12 protein-coding genes are annotated in these 14,856 nt (G+C 50.7%); 3 read left to right on the forward strand and 9 right to left on the reverse strand.

What is annotated here, in order from left to right; translation table 11 throughout:
• Nucleotides 1–48: 48 nt before the first annotated feature.
• The 9 genes from KQ940_RS21270 to KQ940_RS21310 all read right to left on the reverse strand — a co-directional run bounded on the left by KQ940_RS21270 (nucleotide 49) and on the right by KQ940_RS21310 (nucleotide 12,669).
• Nucleotides 49–2,799 carry an RNA-directed DNA polymerase gene (locus KQ940_RS21270; protein WP_217416660.1) on the reverse strand — a complete coding sequence of 917 codons (2,751 nt, stop codon included), beginning with the start codon at nucleotides 2,797–2,799 and terminating at the stop codon, nucleotides 49–51.
• A gap of 18 nt (nucleotides 2,800–2,817) precedes the next feature.
• A complete protein-coding gene (locus KQ940_RS21275) occupies nucleotides 2,818–3,267 on the reverse strand; it encodes a type II toxin-antitoxin system death-on-curing family toxin (protein ID WP_217416661.1) in 450 nt (149 codons plus the stop codon).
• Nucleotide 3,268: 1 nt separating this feature from the next.
• Nucleotides 3,269–4,282, reverse strand: a complete 1,014-nt coding sequence (locus KQ940_RS21280) for a DNA-binding protein (RefSeq protein WP_217416662.1) — start codon at nucleotides 4,280–4,282, stop codon at nucleotides 3,269–3,271.
• On the reverse strand, nucleotides 4,275–5,555 hold the full coding sequence (locus KQ940_RS21285) for a restriction endonuclease subunit S (protein ID WP_217416663.1): 1,281 nt from the start codon (nucleotides 5,553–5,555) through the stop codon (nucleotides 4,275–4,277). Before KQ940_RS21285 ends, KQ940_RS21280 begins: the two co-directional genes overlap by 8 nt.
• The gene (locus tag KQ940_RS21290; RefSeq protein WP_217416664.1) at nucleotides 5,552–7,183 is read right to left on the reverse strand and encodes an HsdM family class I SAM-dependent methyltransferase; all 1,632 of its coding nucleotides are present in this window, start codon (nucleotides 7,181–7,183) and stop codon (nucleotides 5,552–5,554) included. The genes KQ940_RS21285 and KQ940_RS21290 overlap by 4 nt, the downstream gene beginning before the upstream one ends.
• A complete protein-coding gene (locus KQ940_RS21295; protein WP_217416665.1) occupies nucleotides 7,177–10,287 on the reverse strand; it encodes a type I restriction endonuclease subunit R in 3,111 nt (1,036 codons plus the stop codon). The genes KQ940_RS21290 and KQ940_RS21295 overlap by 7 nt, the downstream gene beginning before the upstream one ends.
• 12 nt (nucleotides 10,288–10,299) lie before the next feature.
• Entirely contained in the window at nucleotides 10,300–10,503 is a 204-nt protein-coding gene (locus KQ940_RS21300; protein WP_217416666.1) for a helix-turn-helix domain-containing protein, read from the reverse strand.
• 216 nt (nucleotides 10,504–10,719) lie between these two features.
• Complete coding sequence (locus KQ940_RS21305) at nucleotides 10,720–11,883, reverse strand: Fic family protein (RefSeq protein WP_217416667.1); 1,164 nt, start codon at nucleotides 11,881–11,883, stop codon at nucleotides 10,720–10,722.
• Nucleotides 11,884–12,087: 204 nt separating this feature from the next.
• A complete protein-coding gene (locus tag KQ940_RS21310; RefSeq protein WP_217416668.1) occupies nucleotides 12,088–12,669 on the reverse strand; it encodes a hypothetical protein in 582 nt (193 codons plus the stop codon).
• 69 nt (nucleotides 12,670–12,738) lie between these two features.
• On the opposite strand from KQ940_RS21310, the gene KQ940_RS21315 reads away from it, so the two are divergent.
• From KQ940_RS21315 to msrA, 3 genes are all read left to right on the forward strand, one after another.
• Nucleotides 12,739–13,272 carry a Crp/Fnr family transcriptional regulator gene (locus KQ940_RS21315; RefSeq protein WP_217416669.1) on the forward strand — a complete coding sequence of 178 codons (534 nt, stop codon included), beginning with the start codon at nucleotides 12,739–12,741 and terminating at the stop codon, nucleotides 13,270–13,272.
• A gap of 269 nt (nucleotides 13,273–13,541) precedes the next feature.
• Complete coding sequence (locus tag KQ940_RS21320) at nucleotides 13,542–14,084, forward strand: hypothetical protein (protein ID WP_217416670.1); 543 nt, start codon at nucleotides 13,542–13,544, stop codon at nucleotides 14,082–14,084.
• Nucleotides 14,085–14,129: 45 nt separating this feature from the next.
• Nucleotides 14,130–14,720 carry a peptide-methionine (S)-S-oxide reductase MsrA gene (gene msrA, locus KQ940_RS21325; protein WP_217416671.1) on the forward strand — a complete coding sequence of 197 codons (591 nt, stop codon included), beginning with the start codon at nucleotides 14,130–14,132 and terminating at the stop codon, nucleotides 14,718–14,720.
• The last annotated feature ends 136 nt before the right edge of the window (nucleotides 14,721–14,856 follow it).

Below are 14,856 nucleotides of genomic sequence, written 5' to 3' on the forward strand. Positions count from 1 at the left end.
AACCTGGTCCGATCATTTTTCAGGCAACCCGAATGCCAGTATATTGTTTCATGACATTACTTTCCGAAATGTTAGTAGCTCTTTATCCTCTCCAACAGCCGGCTCCAGCTTTGGCTGCCAAATTTTTACGAAGGTTGGATAACCGAGGCGGTTATCCGAAAGAACCAGTGCCGCCTCGCTGAGTATTTTTATTCCTTCAGAATGCCGATATTCTGTTCCCGCAACTAAGCTGATTCCAGCAGCACTAAGTCTAGCCGCAATACTATTTACCCACTCCAATGGAATGGAAAGTTCCGGAAATAATACATAGTCCGGCTTGGGATTAAGTCTAAGTGTATCGTTAACAAGTGTAGATATTCTCTGATAGCGTTTGCGGGTCAAGTTGGGCTTGTCGCAAGCGGTCGCAGCCCAATCACGATCTTCCGTACGTATATTGGTTAATGCAATGACTATCTTATCTTTTCTGCCTGTCCCAATTTTAAGATGATTTTTGCGTCGATTAGACGTCTTTTCACTACCATCTTGCTCTGTTGCGAGTAGTGTTGGCTTAATCCAAACACCACGCAACGCCTGTGTGTATTTTGCCCATGTGACAGAAGGCATTTCTCGATGCATCTTTCCTGATGAGCTTGGCAATCCAACGCACTCAGGGGCAAGCTCCGATATTTCTGCAGGTGTTAATGGCCTAGTTGGGAATAGATAAGGCAAAAAGCTTTCATTTTTTCTCTTGCCTTTTTCAATCTCTGAAAGTCGACTTGTTCTTGTTGAATTCAGAAATTTTCTAATTGTATCAGTATCAATAATGCCTGATGAATTTAAATGTTTGAGCAGTAGGCTTTCAATTCTACCTTTTCGCTTCCCGACTAGCTCTTTCGCTGATCTGCTATTTAATATCTTTTTGTAGGGCTCTTTCGCTAAATCTGACAATGCAACCAGTGGTGCCTTTTTAACGAAATCTGCGGAGTTGAAACGGAGATTAAGTATGTCCGAAAAATCTGTAAGATTAGAAAATATCTGGTTAAAAAACAGATCGGAAAGGCGTTTCTTTCTAGATGATGACTCACCCATAAATAACTTATCTGGGTGATAGTAACGAGTTGCGGCGTCAACAAATAGCCAGGTCAGTGTTCCTTTAACGTAGCCCCAAAGATTTTTTCTTACTTTGGCATCGCAGCCATTTACGGTGACCGGTTTTCTTTGATGTACCTCTGTTGCCAAGGCTTCTATGGCTTGGTAGGCTGCCATAGCAATTCGTTCAGCATGTTCCCATTCGTTCATACTAATGGCGAAGCCAAGTAGCCGTGGTAGGTAGTTAAAATGCTCGAAAATTTTGTCTGCACGTAAAATATGATTATGAGCAAACTGATAAAACTCTTCGCGCTGTTCTTTCCATTCATTGGGCGGCAGATCTCGCGCAAGTGTTTCTACATGTCGAAGTTGGAGAGCCCAACCTAACCGTCGTATCGTTAAGCCATCGGCTTTTCTGAGAGCGTCAGCGTTTTCACCGACGCTGCCAGCAGCGGACAGAACTTTTGCAGCTGTTGAGTGTTCCAGCTGTTCGGGAGATGGCATGAGGCGGTGCTCGCTGGAAAGCTCATATATCTCTTTTTCGATACTCTCCAAGAGGTCCAGCCCAGCTCGCCCTTGAAGAATAAATAGTTTCTGTTTGTCTGACTGAAGCCGGATCTGTGTGTCGCCCTGAATTCTATCTCCTTGGTGAATTTTCCAAATTTTTGGGGTCGTTTCATCCTGAGCGATGCACTCTTTACCAAGCCTGGATTGGAGAAGTGACATCAAGTCTTGGCTATTGAAGACTGTTCCTGTATCACGCAGTACTAGGAACATATCGTCCACATAACGACCATAGTGAATTGGCGAAACCTTTTCGAGAATTAACTTGTCCCATGTGTGAAGTAGGGCGTTGGAAATAATTCTGCTACAGGTCAGGCCAATAACTAAACCGCCACGAATATCTGACTTTCTACCAGCAACAGTTTTTCCAAATTCGGAAGCTCCATCAGACCAGCGTTTTAAAAAATGGGCTAGCTGATTTGTGAACTCTAATTCCTCATCGCGTAGTTGTACGTCGAGTGATTCCAATAAGCCATCGCTAACAATGGCTTCCGGGTCTATGAAGTGGTAATAACTCTTGAGGTCAAGTGAAACCGCGATAATATCGCGGTCCTTCTCCAACTCGCCGCGAATGGCCTTTAAACCATCATTTCTCCATTTTTGATATGGCTGAAAATAGGGAGTGAATGAACCGATTGCACTAATATGGAATGGTTCGACTTCCTTGGTGCTGAATAGCTCGTCGTTTCTGATGCGCTTTAGTCTAGCGCCGTAGCAGCAATCATGGAGTTTCGCATCGAATTTGTGGCCAATCATGTTGATCCACAGGGCAGATATGATATGGCTATCTACCGGAAGATCACCCACAATTCTGAATTCAGGAACGATGTTAAAATTATTGAATAGGCTCTCTACAGCGCGTTCCGGGTTAGAGAAATGAACATGTCCGTTTACTGTTCCGTCCGATTTGTTATCGGTAGAAAGCTTTTTAGGTAGTAGGCGGTAATCACCTAAAAGTTCTTTGTTCGATAAAAAACCTTTATTTTCATGAAGCTTCTCTAGTAATTCTTCCAGGTTGGTCAGAAGGTCTTGCTCATATTCGGCAAAATTGATCGCAGTAGGAAAGGTGTTTTCAAAAAAGCAATCGGCTTTGGCCTTTCGATAAGCAACTAGAAGATCTTCTAGTTTCAGATTTTTCCAGCCAGTAAATTCCGTTTCATATCCCATTTTATTGTCCCTATTCAATTATTCAGAGGCTTGTACAGCCTCAAAAATAGCTAGCTTGACGCTCTCCGAATAATCGTCTTCATAAATGATAGAGCTAATAATATTATGCAGCAGGTCTTTGTCAATTACGTTGTCCGCAACCCAAACTGCGATGTTTTCCATCTCTTGAACAAATCGCTGCACAACATAGTCGAAACCATTTAATTCCAGGAAGTAGGCACCCAAAGCCAGGGAAGATCGTTTATTGCCATCGTTAAATGCATGATGCTTATTGATGGAGAAGACTAAATGTGTCAGCTTGTCTTCCATTTCCGGGTAATACCAGTCGTTCTGGATATGTTCCAGTGGACTTTCCAATTGGCCAAGGTCCTTCGTTCCAACCAGTCCACCTGAATGCTCGATGATCCAATCATGTGTCTTGACTGCATGGGCCACATCAAAATAGAAAAAGCGTCTTACCTCATTCATCTCAGCGATCCTTGAGGCGTTTGAATACCGCCAGCGTCTCAGGGTCGCTCAGTTGATCTTCCAACGATTTGCTTTTTTCGCCCAGGAATCGTTCGAAATCCGCTTCGGGTACCGACTTGATGTAGGCTTCCAACTTTTCGTGCAAGGCGTCTCTGAAGCACAGATCCCGGCTGGCCATTTTGGTGCGGGCATCCAAAATCAAGGGCCTGAACAGTGGGTGCTGTTCGAAGCCGGCAAATAAAGTCTCTGCTTCTTTTTGGGTTAACTTGCGGTCTTTTGCCTTACTCGCAATCTCCAGTTCGTGAGCAATGCCCGATTCAAAGCTCGCTATCAGGTTTAGCACCTCGGAATACATGGTTTCGCGAATTTTGTCTTTGGCTGCGAGGTTTAATACCTTTTTATATTCCGTAGCGTTTTCATGGAAGATGCTTTGATAGATCAGGTTGGTAAATCGGGCGTATTTCCAGTGGTTACCTTCCACATATTCATCCAGTGCATCGGTAAACTGGCGACGATAGTTTTCTTCCTGAAAAGCCGCCAGCAGATAGTTTCCGTCACGCTGGTTGATAAACTTGGTGTGGCCGCCGGTGCGTTCGGCCATAACGTCCAGTACAATGTCCAGCAACCTGGAACGCAGCCGCTTCGCAGGTTCGCTTTCGGTAAGCAGCATGCCCAGATTGAGCACCGCACGGAATGTAAAGATGCTTAATACCGAGGTTTTGGTACCGTCATATATGTCGGCACCATATGTTATCTCTTTGAATTCTTTTAGTTTTTTCCCCTTTAATATCAGGTGGCCATTGTTGCTCAGTTCGTCGCCATGGTTGGCTAAATAACGCTCAATAGTACGTTCGCTCACCTCGAACAGTGCCGTCACCTGCTGCTTGGTGAACACGGTTTCACCCTGAAACAGGACTCCGCCCAGCTCAAGATGCCGCTCGGCCTGCTGTAGGGCGTAGCGGTTGTTGAGGATATTCTGGCGGTCGTGCAACGATTCGGTGAGGTCTTTAGCCATAACGTACCTCCTCTTGATTGGTGTCGGAGGGTGTTTTTACTGTCACCTGGCCGTTCATTAGCATGGGCAAAAGCCAATCTCGAAGTTTTGTGAGCTCCTGATTTTCAAGGCTTCTTTCAAAAATCATCTTGTTGTAGTTCGTGACTACATCGTCATACTTCTTGAGCAAGTCTGATTTTGGATAGGCTAGAGTGAGAGAATGCAGGTCGTTTTTCGTGATAGAGCCGAACGTTGTTCCTTCAGCATTTCGACGATCAAAAATCTGTTTAAAATACTTCATTACATAAAACAGAAATCCGTCTGATCCGCTTTTACTATTTAATGCAGCCAACCCGCGGCCAATACAACAATTAGTGTTAGCAATATTCATGTTGCCAACAGGAGCACGGACGCTCAAAAGAATGTCACCTTTCTTAGCCATCCGGCTTGGTGCTGTTGTGTATTGACGGTTGGTGGGAAATAACCAGCCAAAGTCCGTAGAACCTTGATAAAAAATGGTTCCAATACCTTCTTCGTTATAGGAACTTCCTTCTGGAGATTGCCCCATCGTAATGTTGGCGATCTGGGATAAAGTTTTGACACTCCACCCTTCTGGAATTTTACGCTTCAGGGTAAAGTTGTAGACCATCTTTCCGCCGGAGGTCTTGTAGGGCTTACCGTTGGCATCGGGGAAGTCGAACTGTACAAACCAGTAGTCGTACAGGGTTTTGGCCATTGCTTCCAACTCGGCGTTGATGCTGTTGTTGAGTTCGATTTTTTCTTCAATCGCATCAAGCAATGTGACGATTCTTTGTTGCTCATCTACATTTGGTAGTGGAACCCTTACATCATATATTCGCTCCGGTGACGTATGTTTTACTTTCGACCCCGAAGATGTAAGGCGAATTTGCTCGCGAACGGTTTTGGTTTTGAATAGATGATAGACATACTCTTTAAGTATTTTTTGCGGATCTGTAGTGATTAGTCCTAATCTTTGATTGTGCAAATAAATGCCAGACTCAGGAACTCGGGCACAACTTCCAAGCAAACCAGCCGCTTGCTCAGTCATAGCAACTATCAAGTCACCTTCTTTGTGCAGATAGCTATCAGGGATTTCTCCCGTATAGAATTTCTCTTTACCTATTTGTCTCTTGAATCCGCCTTCTTCGTAGAAGTTTCCTGGAGTCAGTACGATATAGTCAGTCTCTTCATCTGTGAAAAAATCACTTTTAAAAGGGAATCCATGCTTGATATGAATTTTCCCCTTTAAGCTAGATACGGGCCAGTTTCTCATATTTTTAACCCATTTAGCTGATTTTTAATTTCAACTTCCAGATCTCGAGATTGATTAAAAAGATTTTCCAGATTACTACTAAAGCCCCGCATCTTCTCCGCAAACTGCTCTGGTGAAATATCTACATATTCGATTTTTACATCGAAGTACTGCCCCGCACTCAGGCTGTAGTTTTTGGCTTCTATCTCGTTATAGCTAACAGCAACCGAAAAATCCTCGATCGTATCTTTATAATTAAAGGCCTCGATAATGTCTTGCTCTTCATCGGGAGTGAGCACGGTTTTCTGGTTTTTACCGTCTTTGACCTTTTCGCCCAGGTTGGAGGCGTCAATCAGTACGACTTCGTCTTTGTTGTTGTCGTCCATAAACAGGATGGAGACGTTGGTGCCGGTGGTGGCGAATATATTGGACGGCATGGATACCACGCCGGCCAGCATTTTGTGGTCTACCAGATATTTTCGGATGCCCTTGTCTATGCCGGATTGCGCGGTGATAAATCCGGTGGGTACCACCACCGCCGCTTTGCCGCCGGGTTTCAGTGAGCGAATGATGTGCTGCAAGAACAACTGGTAGATCTCCATCTTGTCCTTGGCTTTGGCTTTGATCTTGGGAATACCGGCAAAGAAGCGTGCTTTGTTCTCTTTGCTGTCCAGCTCATCTCGGAAATCGCTGAAGTCCATCTTGAACGGCGGGTTGGAGACGATGTAGTCGAAACGCTTCAGCTCTTTGCCGTCTTTATGATACGGGTGCAGTACGGTGTTGCCCTGAATCACATTGGGGATGGAGTGCACCAGGTTGTTCAGGATCAGGTTCAGGCGCAGCAGGTTGGAGGATTTTTGCGAGATATCCTGGGTGTAGATACTGCAGCGGTTCTCGCCGATGGCGTGCGCCACGTTCATTAACAGGGTGCCGGAACCCGCCGAGGGGTCATAGCAGCTGACATTTTTGATTTTGCCCTGTTGCTCCTCCGGTACCAGTATGGCCGCCATGATGCGGGCCACGGCATGGGGGGTGTAGTACTCGGCGTATTTGCCGCCGGAGTTGCTGTTGTAGTCTTTGATCAGGTATTCAAAGATGGTGGCGTAGAAGTCGAATTTTTGGGTGAATATCCGCTCGAAGCTGAACTCCACCAACTTGTTAATGATGGCGCGGCAGAAGGCATCGCGCTTGGACTCGTCGGCGATGTATTGGCTGATGCGGTCGAACAATACCACCTTAGCGCCGCCATCGGTTTTAACAGCGAACACGTCGTTATTGGTGATGGCAATATCCATCAGGGTATCATCAAACAGTTTGGCGAAGTCCGGTGTGTTCTGCTGGCTGAACAGGTAGCTGATAAAGTGATGGGGCTTCAGGCGGGCTGTATCACCGCCCATCTGCAGCTGGAGCATCTCCAGATCGTCTTCGCTCATGGCGACCAGCGCTTCTTCCCACTTTTCAGCCTTGGCGACCTTCTCGTCGATCTTCTTCGCTTCGTACGCGAACTTGTCGTTCAGGAACTTGTACAGGAAGGTTTGGGTGATGATCTTAAATTCATTGCCGTCATTACCCAGGCCATAGTGTGCGCAGATGTTTTTCAGGCTATCGATCAGCGCTTTGGTTTTGTCTCTGAACTCGAGTTCTACCACGTACGTACTCCGGTGCTAAATTCTTTCAAGTATTCGGCGACCACCAGGTGGTTGATATAACGTGAGGTGTCGGCGTTGAGTTGTATGTTCTGCTCGCCTTTGAAACGCCGGATCACCAGGGGCATCATCTGGCGTTCAAAGTAGCTTTCGTTATCCAGTATCTGGCTGTTGTTCAGTACTTGCTCATCGGCATCCTGTTTAATACCGGTGAGGGCTTCAAAGATCTTGCGCTCCGACTCGCTGATATCGCTATTGCTGTGCTGGCGCTCCTGCAGGCGCTTATGGATGCGGGTGTACTTGACGTCCCCGTGATATTTTTCGCGGAGCTGGTTGTTCTGGCGGTTCAGCTCTTTGACGCGCTCGTGGATCTTTTTGAGGGCGTCGATGTTAGCCACCATCTCATCCTGAGTAACTTCACTGAGGTTCTTTTTCTTGAACAGCCGTTCCAGCTCCTCCTTCAGACTGATGAACTTGGGATCCTGCTGGTCAAAATTGCCGGCCAGAGCTTCGCGGGTTTGGCGCAGGGTGTTTTTCAGCTGGTCGGCCAGCACCAGCTCCTCTTCGCCTACCTTGATGAACTTGAAGATGACGTCCTCAAGGGCGATGTTCAGCAGGTTGGCGGTATCCGTGCCTTGCTCAATGCTCTCCTTGAGGTTGAGCAGATCCAGGTGGTTGCACGTCTCCCGATAGAGAATGCTCAGCTTGGCGAAGTCCAGCTCATCGAGGATGCCGTACTCGCCCTGCAGGCGGATCAGGTTGTAGAGGCTTTTGGCATCGCCCAGTGCCTTTTTCAGGGCCAGGATGGTTTCCCTGTCCTGAATCTGGCTTATCTGGTCGGTGAAGATCTCCGCATTGTCGATATTAAAACGGAACAGCACATCCTTGATATGCTCGATCTCCTGCTTGATCTCCTCCTGAGATTTGAACAGGTTGGAGTAGTGCTCCATTTCATCGCCGAGTTCCGACTGCAATTCGTCGAAATAGGCTTTGTTGGTGTCGTCAAACTCCTTGCGGATATCGGCAAAGTCCACCACATAGCCGTAGGGGAAGGCTTTATAGGGGCGGTTTACCCGCGTCAAGGCTTGCAGCAGGTTGTGCTTGCGGATCACGCGCCCCAGATAGAGCTTTTTCAGGCGCTTGGCGTCGAAGCCGGTGAGCAGCATGTTGTAGACGAACAGGAGGTCGATTTTCCCGGCTTTGAAAGCTTCTACCCAGTCCTCACGCTCCTCCTTGGTGCCGATGTCATGCAGGATTAGTGCAGCATTTTTGACCTTGTTGTCCAGCTTCGCTCTGGCTGCATAGCTGTCCGGTTTGGCCGCGGCGATCAGGGCCAGTGCCGAGTCCTTGATTTCGTGTGGCGAACTATAGGGTTGTGCATAGACTCCATTGAAGATCTCGAACATCTGCCTAGCCTGGTCTGAGCTGTCGCAGATCACCATGCCGCCGATGGTGGCGTCATTAAGAGCACCACGGCTTTTCTCGAAGTCGCGGATGATGTAGTCGAGCATCGGCTCGACGAAACTCGGGTGGGCGTAGATGAGTTTGCGATCCACGTCCCCCATTTTGACTTCCACCTCCTCCAATGCCTGTTGCAGCGTCATCTTGTAGTTGGTGGCGATCTCTTCCCGGATCAGGCGGAGGGTGTAGCCGTCGGCAATGGAGGCGTTGTAATAATATTTGTGGATGTAGTCGCCGAACAGGGCTCGGGAGTTGTAGTCGTCGCCCAGCAACGGCGTACCAGTCAGGCCGATTTTGATGGCGTTGGTGTCCGACTGGCTCAGATTGGCCAGAAAGCTGCCTTTAGGGTTGTAGCTGCGGTGCACTTCGTCCAGAAAGTACACACGCTGGATGGCAATGTCGTAGTCCTTGGTCGAGACCACGTCCGGATCATCTTTAAATTTCTGAATATTCACAACCGTGACTTCCGGTTTTCCGGAATGGTTGTGGATAGCCTGAGTTGCCTTAATGTCGCGCGTAAAGGCCTCGCGGGAGTTGATGGTATGGACCTTCAGACCGCGGGCGGTAAACTCCTTCTGCGCTTGCTGCAGCAAGTCCAGGCGATCCACGATGAAGTAGAACTTGGGAACGATCTTCTGCTTCTGAAAGTAGTCGGTCAGAAATTGAACGTTGTAGAAGGTTAGGGCGGTTTTGCCGCTGCCCTGGGTGTGCCAGATGATCCCCTTTTTAACGCCTTCATCGAGTTTGCGTTCGATCGCCTTGGTGGCGAACAGCTGCGGGTAGCGCATGATGTGCTTTTGTAGCCCGTCGGTTTCTGCCACATAGGCGAGCGCATAACGCAGAATAAATGCCAATCTGTCTCTGCTGAGCAGCGAGGTACAGATGCGGTTGGTTGGTCGGTTCGGGTCTTTATTGACAACAAATTCCGGGTTGTTGCGAATGACCTCCAGGTTGTTGTCCTTCAGCACCTGGAGTTCGTCGGCATCTGGTAGCGGCTTGAGCAGGGCCGTGAGGTTCAGTACCTCCTCTTCGCGGAAGTAGTTGAATACTGGATCCTGGTAGGAGCTGCTGGCATAGAATGCGCCCTGAACAGGTTCAGGGTCACCGTCGGCGTACTCCATGTTGTTGGAGAAGATCATGAACTGCGTGATGTTAGCAAAGCGCTGGAACTTCGGGTTCTGAAAGCGCTTGTTGATGCGACCACGCTCGGCCAGTATGCCGTCGCGGTTGTTCGGCTTTTTCACCTCGATGAACACCAGCGGCATCCCGTTGATCAGCAGGGTAATGTCTGGCCGGAACTCTTCGTCGCCATTCTGGCAGGTCAGTTCGGTAACGACGTGAAAACTGTTGTTGTTGAAGTTCTCGAAATCGATCAGTTTGGTGTTGGAGCGGTCGGTCAGGCGTTCGAAGAAGGCGCGCCCCAAGTCTTCGTTGTCGAGCAGCAGCTTGACGTCTTCCAACAGTCGGGAAACATCGTCAGCCTCGATATCGGGGTTGATCCGACCAATGGCTGCAGAGAACAGTTCCGGGAATATGTTGGTATCCAGGTTCCAGCTCTGACCCTTGAGTGACAGGTACTGATAACCCAACCTCATCAGGTGGAGTATGGTCGGGATTTTTACACGGGTGTCTTCGTTAAACTTCATAACCTTCCCTGTTTATTGTTGGGTCAGCTCAAGCAGATCGCCCACTTGGCAGTCGAACAGCAGACAGAGCTTTTCCACGGCTTCCAAATCCACTTTCTGCGCGGTTTCTTTGTACAGGAGGGTAACAGTGGCCCTGCTTAGCCCTGTTTCTCTGGCAACGTCGGCTACACGCATCTTGTGTTCACCCATCATGCGGGCGAGATGGCAGCGGATCATCGTGTTTGCCTCATTATTCGACGGTTATATCAACCGCTGTAGGATACCACGCCATGTGAATCGAAGTGTGATTTTGTGAGATGAAATTACATGTTTTGGATGGGTGACATCACGCCGCCCGATGCGCCACTTCCGCCAATGACCTGACAGACGGCAGTTCGCTATTCATGTTCTGCTCAGCGTCCCAGTGTGAGTTATCGTAAATGCCTCGACCGGTCAAGACGTATCCTGATTCAAAATCTCGATATAGCCGGTATAGGCGAACACGCGGTTGCGTTTCTGGCCGGTAAGTTCGCGTACTAAATTGATGTCCGGTTGCGACAGGCGGTCCATCACCTTACCCACGGTGGCCGCCGTCAGACCGCTACGCTCTACCAATGTGGCGATATTGGCGATGGGGCGCTCGAACAGTGCGTCCAGTACCTGTTGTGCCGAGCCGGCCATTCGGCCCAGTTCGGACATCTGTTTACGGTGTTCGCTGCGCAGTTGGTTTAGCTGCTGTGCGGTGTCGACTGCCTGGGTGGCGGTGGTGGCGACGGCGTCGACGAAGAACAGCAGCCAGTTCTCCCAGTCGCCGGTCAGGCGCACCTGCTGCAGACGCTCATAGTAGGTCTGTCGGTGTTTTTTGAAGAATACCGACAGATAGAGCAGGGGTTGGCTCAGTACACCGGCGGCAACCAGTATCAGTGGGATCAGCAGGCGTCCGACACGTCCATTGCCATCCATAAAGGGGTGGATAGTCTCGAACTGCACATGGGCAAGGGCGGCTTTGATCAGCGGGTCGGTGGCTTGGGGGAGGTCGTTGATAAAACGTTCCAGCACACTCCAGCAATCGGCCAGCTCTTGGGCAGGAGGCGGCACAAAGGTGGCTTCGTCGGCGCGGTGGCCGCCGATCCAGACCTGGTTTTTGCGGAACTCGCCGGGGCTTTTATTGATGCCTCGCTCTGAGGTCATCAGCGCCTGGTGCAGTTCGGTGAGCAGACGGAATGCAATGGGATGGCCCTCGGCTATCCGCTCCATGCCAAGCGTCAGTGCACTCACGTAGCAGGAGACCTCCTGCACGTCATCCATCGGTACGCCGGGGATACCCTCCATCTCATAGAGCATCAGGTCGCTCAGCGATGACTGGGTGCCTTCGATCTGGGAGGACATCACCGCTTCCTTGCGCACATAGCTGTACAGAAACAGGTGGGCGTCGGGGAGCAGGGTGCTGATGGCGTCCAGCCTTCCCAGTGCCAGCATCGCCTGATTGATGCGCCCTTGCAGCTTTGTATCGATCTGTAGCGGCGGTTCAGGCGGTAGCGGTGCGGGTATAAACGCCTGACAGGTGACGCCACCATCAATGCTGGGCGTGTAGCGCCCGGTAAGGCCTCGTTCCATGATGTTGCCCTAAGTTAAAATTAGCCTGGCTATTATTTTAACTTTGGCTGTAAATTAAAATAAACAGCAGTGCTAATTTAATTTGACGCCTTTTTACTGCTTGTGTGTTCCGGCCGGTTGTACGTTGCGGGTTTCACGCCGCCCGATGCGCTATATCCGACAATGACCTGACAACGGGCCAATATGGCTGCCGAGTTCGTCAACCTACTCGTGAGGTCCCATGCCCTTCGCTATCGCCAGATGATGCGTCTGGTGGTGGGCGCCGAGCGTCATGACGCCGATAAACCCGAGTGCTTCCAACTTCCCGAGGCTCTCCGGCGTGGAGGCGTGGGCCGTCATCACCGCACCATCGGGGCGTTCCGATGTTTCATAGGTCAAGCCGTAGCTGCCGTTCATGGTGGTCGCGTGCGCTTTTACCATGCGTCTGATCGAGTCGCGCACCTCTTTTGACTCGCTAGTTACGTCAAACTGCATCCCCTGGGCGGTCGGCGTCGCGCTGACATTGGCGCGCAGGGCGACGTTGTCCATGTCGACCAGATGTTGGCGCAGGGCCGGTATATTCACCTTTGTCCAATCCGTTGATGGGTCGTCGATCAGCAGTTCGACTATCTCCTGGATCGCCGCAAATGCACTCTGTCCCGGTTCGCGGGGGAGCCGGCTGTTTACCTCGGCGGGCATCTGCATATGTTGGTGGGCGGTGTGTGCCGTTGGCTCCGCCATCCCCTGTTGAGCCTGGGCTAGTATCGGCAGTGCGAGCGCGGCGGCGGTAAAGATAAGTCGTTTCATACGGTTCATCCTTTTGTCTGTGTCTGCGCATCTTGTATGACAGGGGTGAGTTGAGACATGATAATGATCATGTCATTCAATTTATGCTCTCAATTGAAGCGCTATGGCGGTCGCGAACAGGCGCTCCGGGCCGGTGCTTACCTGTTTCATCAGGGGGATGTCGTTCGACAGTTGTATTACGTGATCGATGGTGAGGTTCAGCTTGTACGTCATCAGGCGTGCGGCAGCGCCATCGTACTGCAGTGCGCAACGCCGGGGGCGATAGTCGCCGAGGCATCGCTATTTTCCGAACGCTATCATTGTGACGCCATCGCTCAGGGGCAGGCCCGGGTGGGTTGTGTCGCGAAAGAGGTGTTTATTCGGCTGTTTCGCAACGATGCCGAGTTTGCTATGGCCTGGGCCGCTTATCTTGCTCGCGGTATTCAAACCGCCCGCCTTCGGGGCGAGATTCTGGCACTGAAAACCGTATCGGAGCGGCTGGACGCATGGCTTGACTGGCACGGCGAATTGCCGCCGCGGGGTGAGTGGAAACAGGTCGCGATGCAGATCGCGGTCAGCCCTGAGGCGCTGTACCGCGAGATCGCCAAGCGGCGCAAAGGGTAGGCTGTGACGCCACCTTAAGTACCTCGCCCGAATTCAGAGGCGGAGTAGAATGCCTGGGTCTCAATTGCCTGAGTGCAGGCTCAGGGGTCCTGCTGACCGAGTCCGAGTCAAGCGGCAGGGTCATGGTTCTAGTATCTCCGGCTACCCCTGAGCCGCGTGTCATCTGGTCGACTATCTTTGAGTTAGAGAGGCTGGCGTTGTTTACCGCCGATCAACCGCTGTCTCCCTCGTTTTAGAGACCAGATGAACCACGTTGAGGGGGGAAGAAGATGATCGATCTAGACCAATTTGTGGCCGACTGTGTTGCCGCAAACCAAGAATCGGAGGCCCAAGCCGCCGTCAACGAAGTCCTGGCCCGGCTGGTGTCCACGCCCGGTGCCGTGCTGGCAGCCCTCGGTGATCCCAAGTCTGCCGGGCTCAATGTACTGCACAGTTCGCCGACGCTGACGATCTTTGCCGCCACCTGGACGCCGCAGATGAACCTTATGCCACACAACCACCTGATGTGGGCCAACATCGGCATCTATACCGGCCGTGAAGACAATATTTACTGGAAACAGACGTCTGATGGGATCAGGGCGTTTGGTGCCGACGCGCTGTTTGAAAAGGATACGTCGATGATGCCGGTGGATGTGGTGCATTCGGTGACCAATCCTTTGCTTCGCTTTACCGGCGGAATTCACATCTATGGCGGTGACTTCTTTGGTACGAAACGCAGCATGTGGAACCCGGAAACGTTGGAGGAGGAGCCGTCTGACGGTGACATTATCCGCGGCATTTTCCAGCGCGAAAATGAACGGCTGGGTCTCTGACCGCCCGACCTCCATGGCTATACGTCTCGTAGTGGAGGTGAGAGTATGAAGCTCAAATTCACGTTATGGATGCTGGCTGGATTCCTGCTCAGCTCGCCCGCTGTCTTGGCGGACGAGGCGATTCTGGCCGGTGGCTGTTTCTGGTGCATGGAGGCCGATTTCGAGAAGTTGGATGGCGTGAAGGATGTTGTCTCCGGCTTTACGGGCGGGACTCTGGAGAACCCGACCTACAACGGCAATCATGAGGGGCATGTCGAAGCCGTGCAGATCACCTACGACCCGCACAAGGTCAGCTATACCGAGCTGTTGGATCATTTCTGGGTCAACATCGATCCGTTCGATAACGGGGGCCAGTTCTGTGACAGGGGGCCCAGTTATCGCAGTGCGATCTTTGTCGCGAACGCACGTGAGCGGGAGATCGCCGAGCAGTCCAAACGCGAGGTTGAAGCGCAGTTTCCGGATCAGCGGGTGGTGACGCCGATCGTCGATGCTTCTACGTTCTATCCCATCAAGGGGGATGAAAGTTACCACCAGGACTACTACAAGAAGAGTCCGCTACGCTACAAGTTCTATCGCTGGAATTGCGGCAGGGACAGCCGTTTGAAAGAGATCTGGGGTGATGCAGCCGTACACTGACGATTACGCCAAGGCTTAATTTAAGTTAGGCTCGAAGTTGAAATAGTGGGGCGCCGTATTTTACGTTGTCGGTCATGTCGGCAGCAGACGGGACCCGCTTGAGAAGCCGGGAGGCGAACCTCCCGGCTGAAAAGGG

Origin of the sequence: Marinobacterium ramblicola, from assembly GCF_019084545.1 — a bacterium.
Lineage (GTDB): Bacteria > Pseudomonadota > Gammaproteobacteria > Pseudomonadales > Balneatricaceae > Marinobacterium_D > Marinobacterium_D ramblicola.

What these genes read in the sequence shown, in the direction of transcription:
- KQ940_RS21300 (WP_217416666.1), bottom strand. Translation starts at nt 10,503, where the DNA reads ATGATCCGCTGCCATCTCGCCCGCATGATGGGTGAACACAAGATGCGT.
- KQ940_RS21320 (WP_217416670.1), top strand. Translation starts at nt 13,542, where the DNA reads ATGATCGATCTAGACCAATTTGTGGCCGACTGTGTTGCCGCAAACCAA.
- KQ940_RS21280 (WP_217416662.1), bottom strand. Translation starts at nt 4,282, where the DNA reads ATGGCTAAAGACCTCACCGAATCGTTGCACGACCGCCAGAATATCCTC.
- KQ940_RS21305 (WP_217416667.1), bottom strand. Translation starts at nt 11,883, where the DNA reads ATGGAACGAGGCCTTACCGGGCGCTACACGCCCAGCATTGATGGTGGC.
- KQ940_RS21310 (WP_217416668.1), bottom strand. Translation starts at nt 12,669, where the DNA reads ATGAAACGACTTATCTTTACCGCCGCCGCGCTCGCACTGCCGATACTA.
- msrA (WP_217416671.1), top strand. Translation starts at nt 14,130, where the DNA reads ATGAAGCTCAAATTCACGTTATGGATGCTGGCTGGATTCCTGCTCAGC.
- KQ940_RS21315 (WP_217416669.1), top strand. Translation starts at nt 12,739, where the DNA reads ATGTCATTCAATTTATGCTCTCAATTGAAGCGCTATGGCGGTCGCGAA.
- KQ940_RS21275 (WP_217416661.1), bottom strand. Translation starts at nt 3,267, where the DNA reads ATGAATGAGGTAAGACGCTTTTTCTATTTTGATGTGGCCCATGCAGTC.
- KQ940_RS21295 (WP_217416665.1), bottom strand. Translation starts at nt 10,287, where the DNA reads ATGAAGTTTAACGAAGACACCCGTGTAAAAATCCCGACCATACTCCAC.
- KQ940_RS21270 (WP_217416660.1), bottom strand. Translation starts at nt 2,799, where the DNA reads ATGGGATATGAAACGGAATTTACTGGCTGGAAAAATCTGAAACTAGAA.
- KQ940_RS21285 (WP_217416663.1), bottom strand. Translation starts at nt 5,555, where the DNA reads ATGAGAAACTGGCCCGTATCTAGCTTAAAGGGGAAAATTCATATCAAG.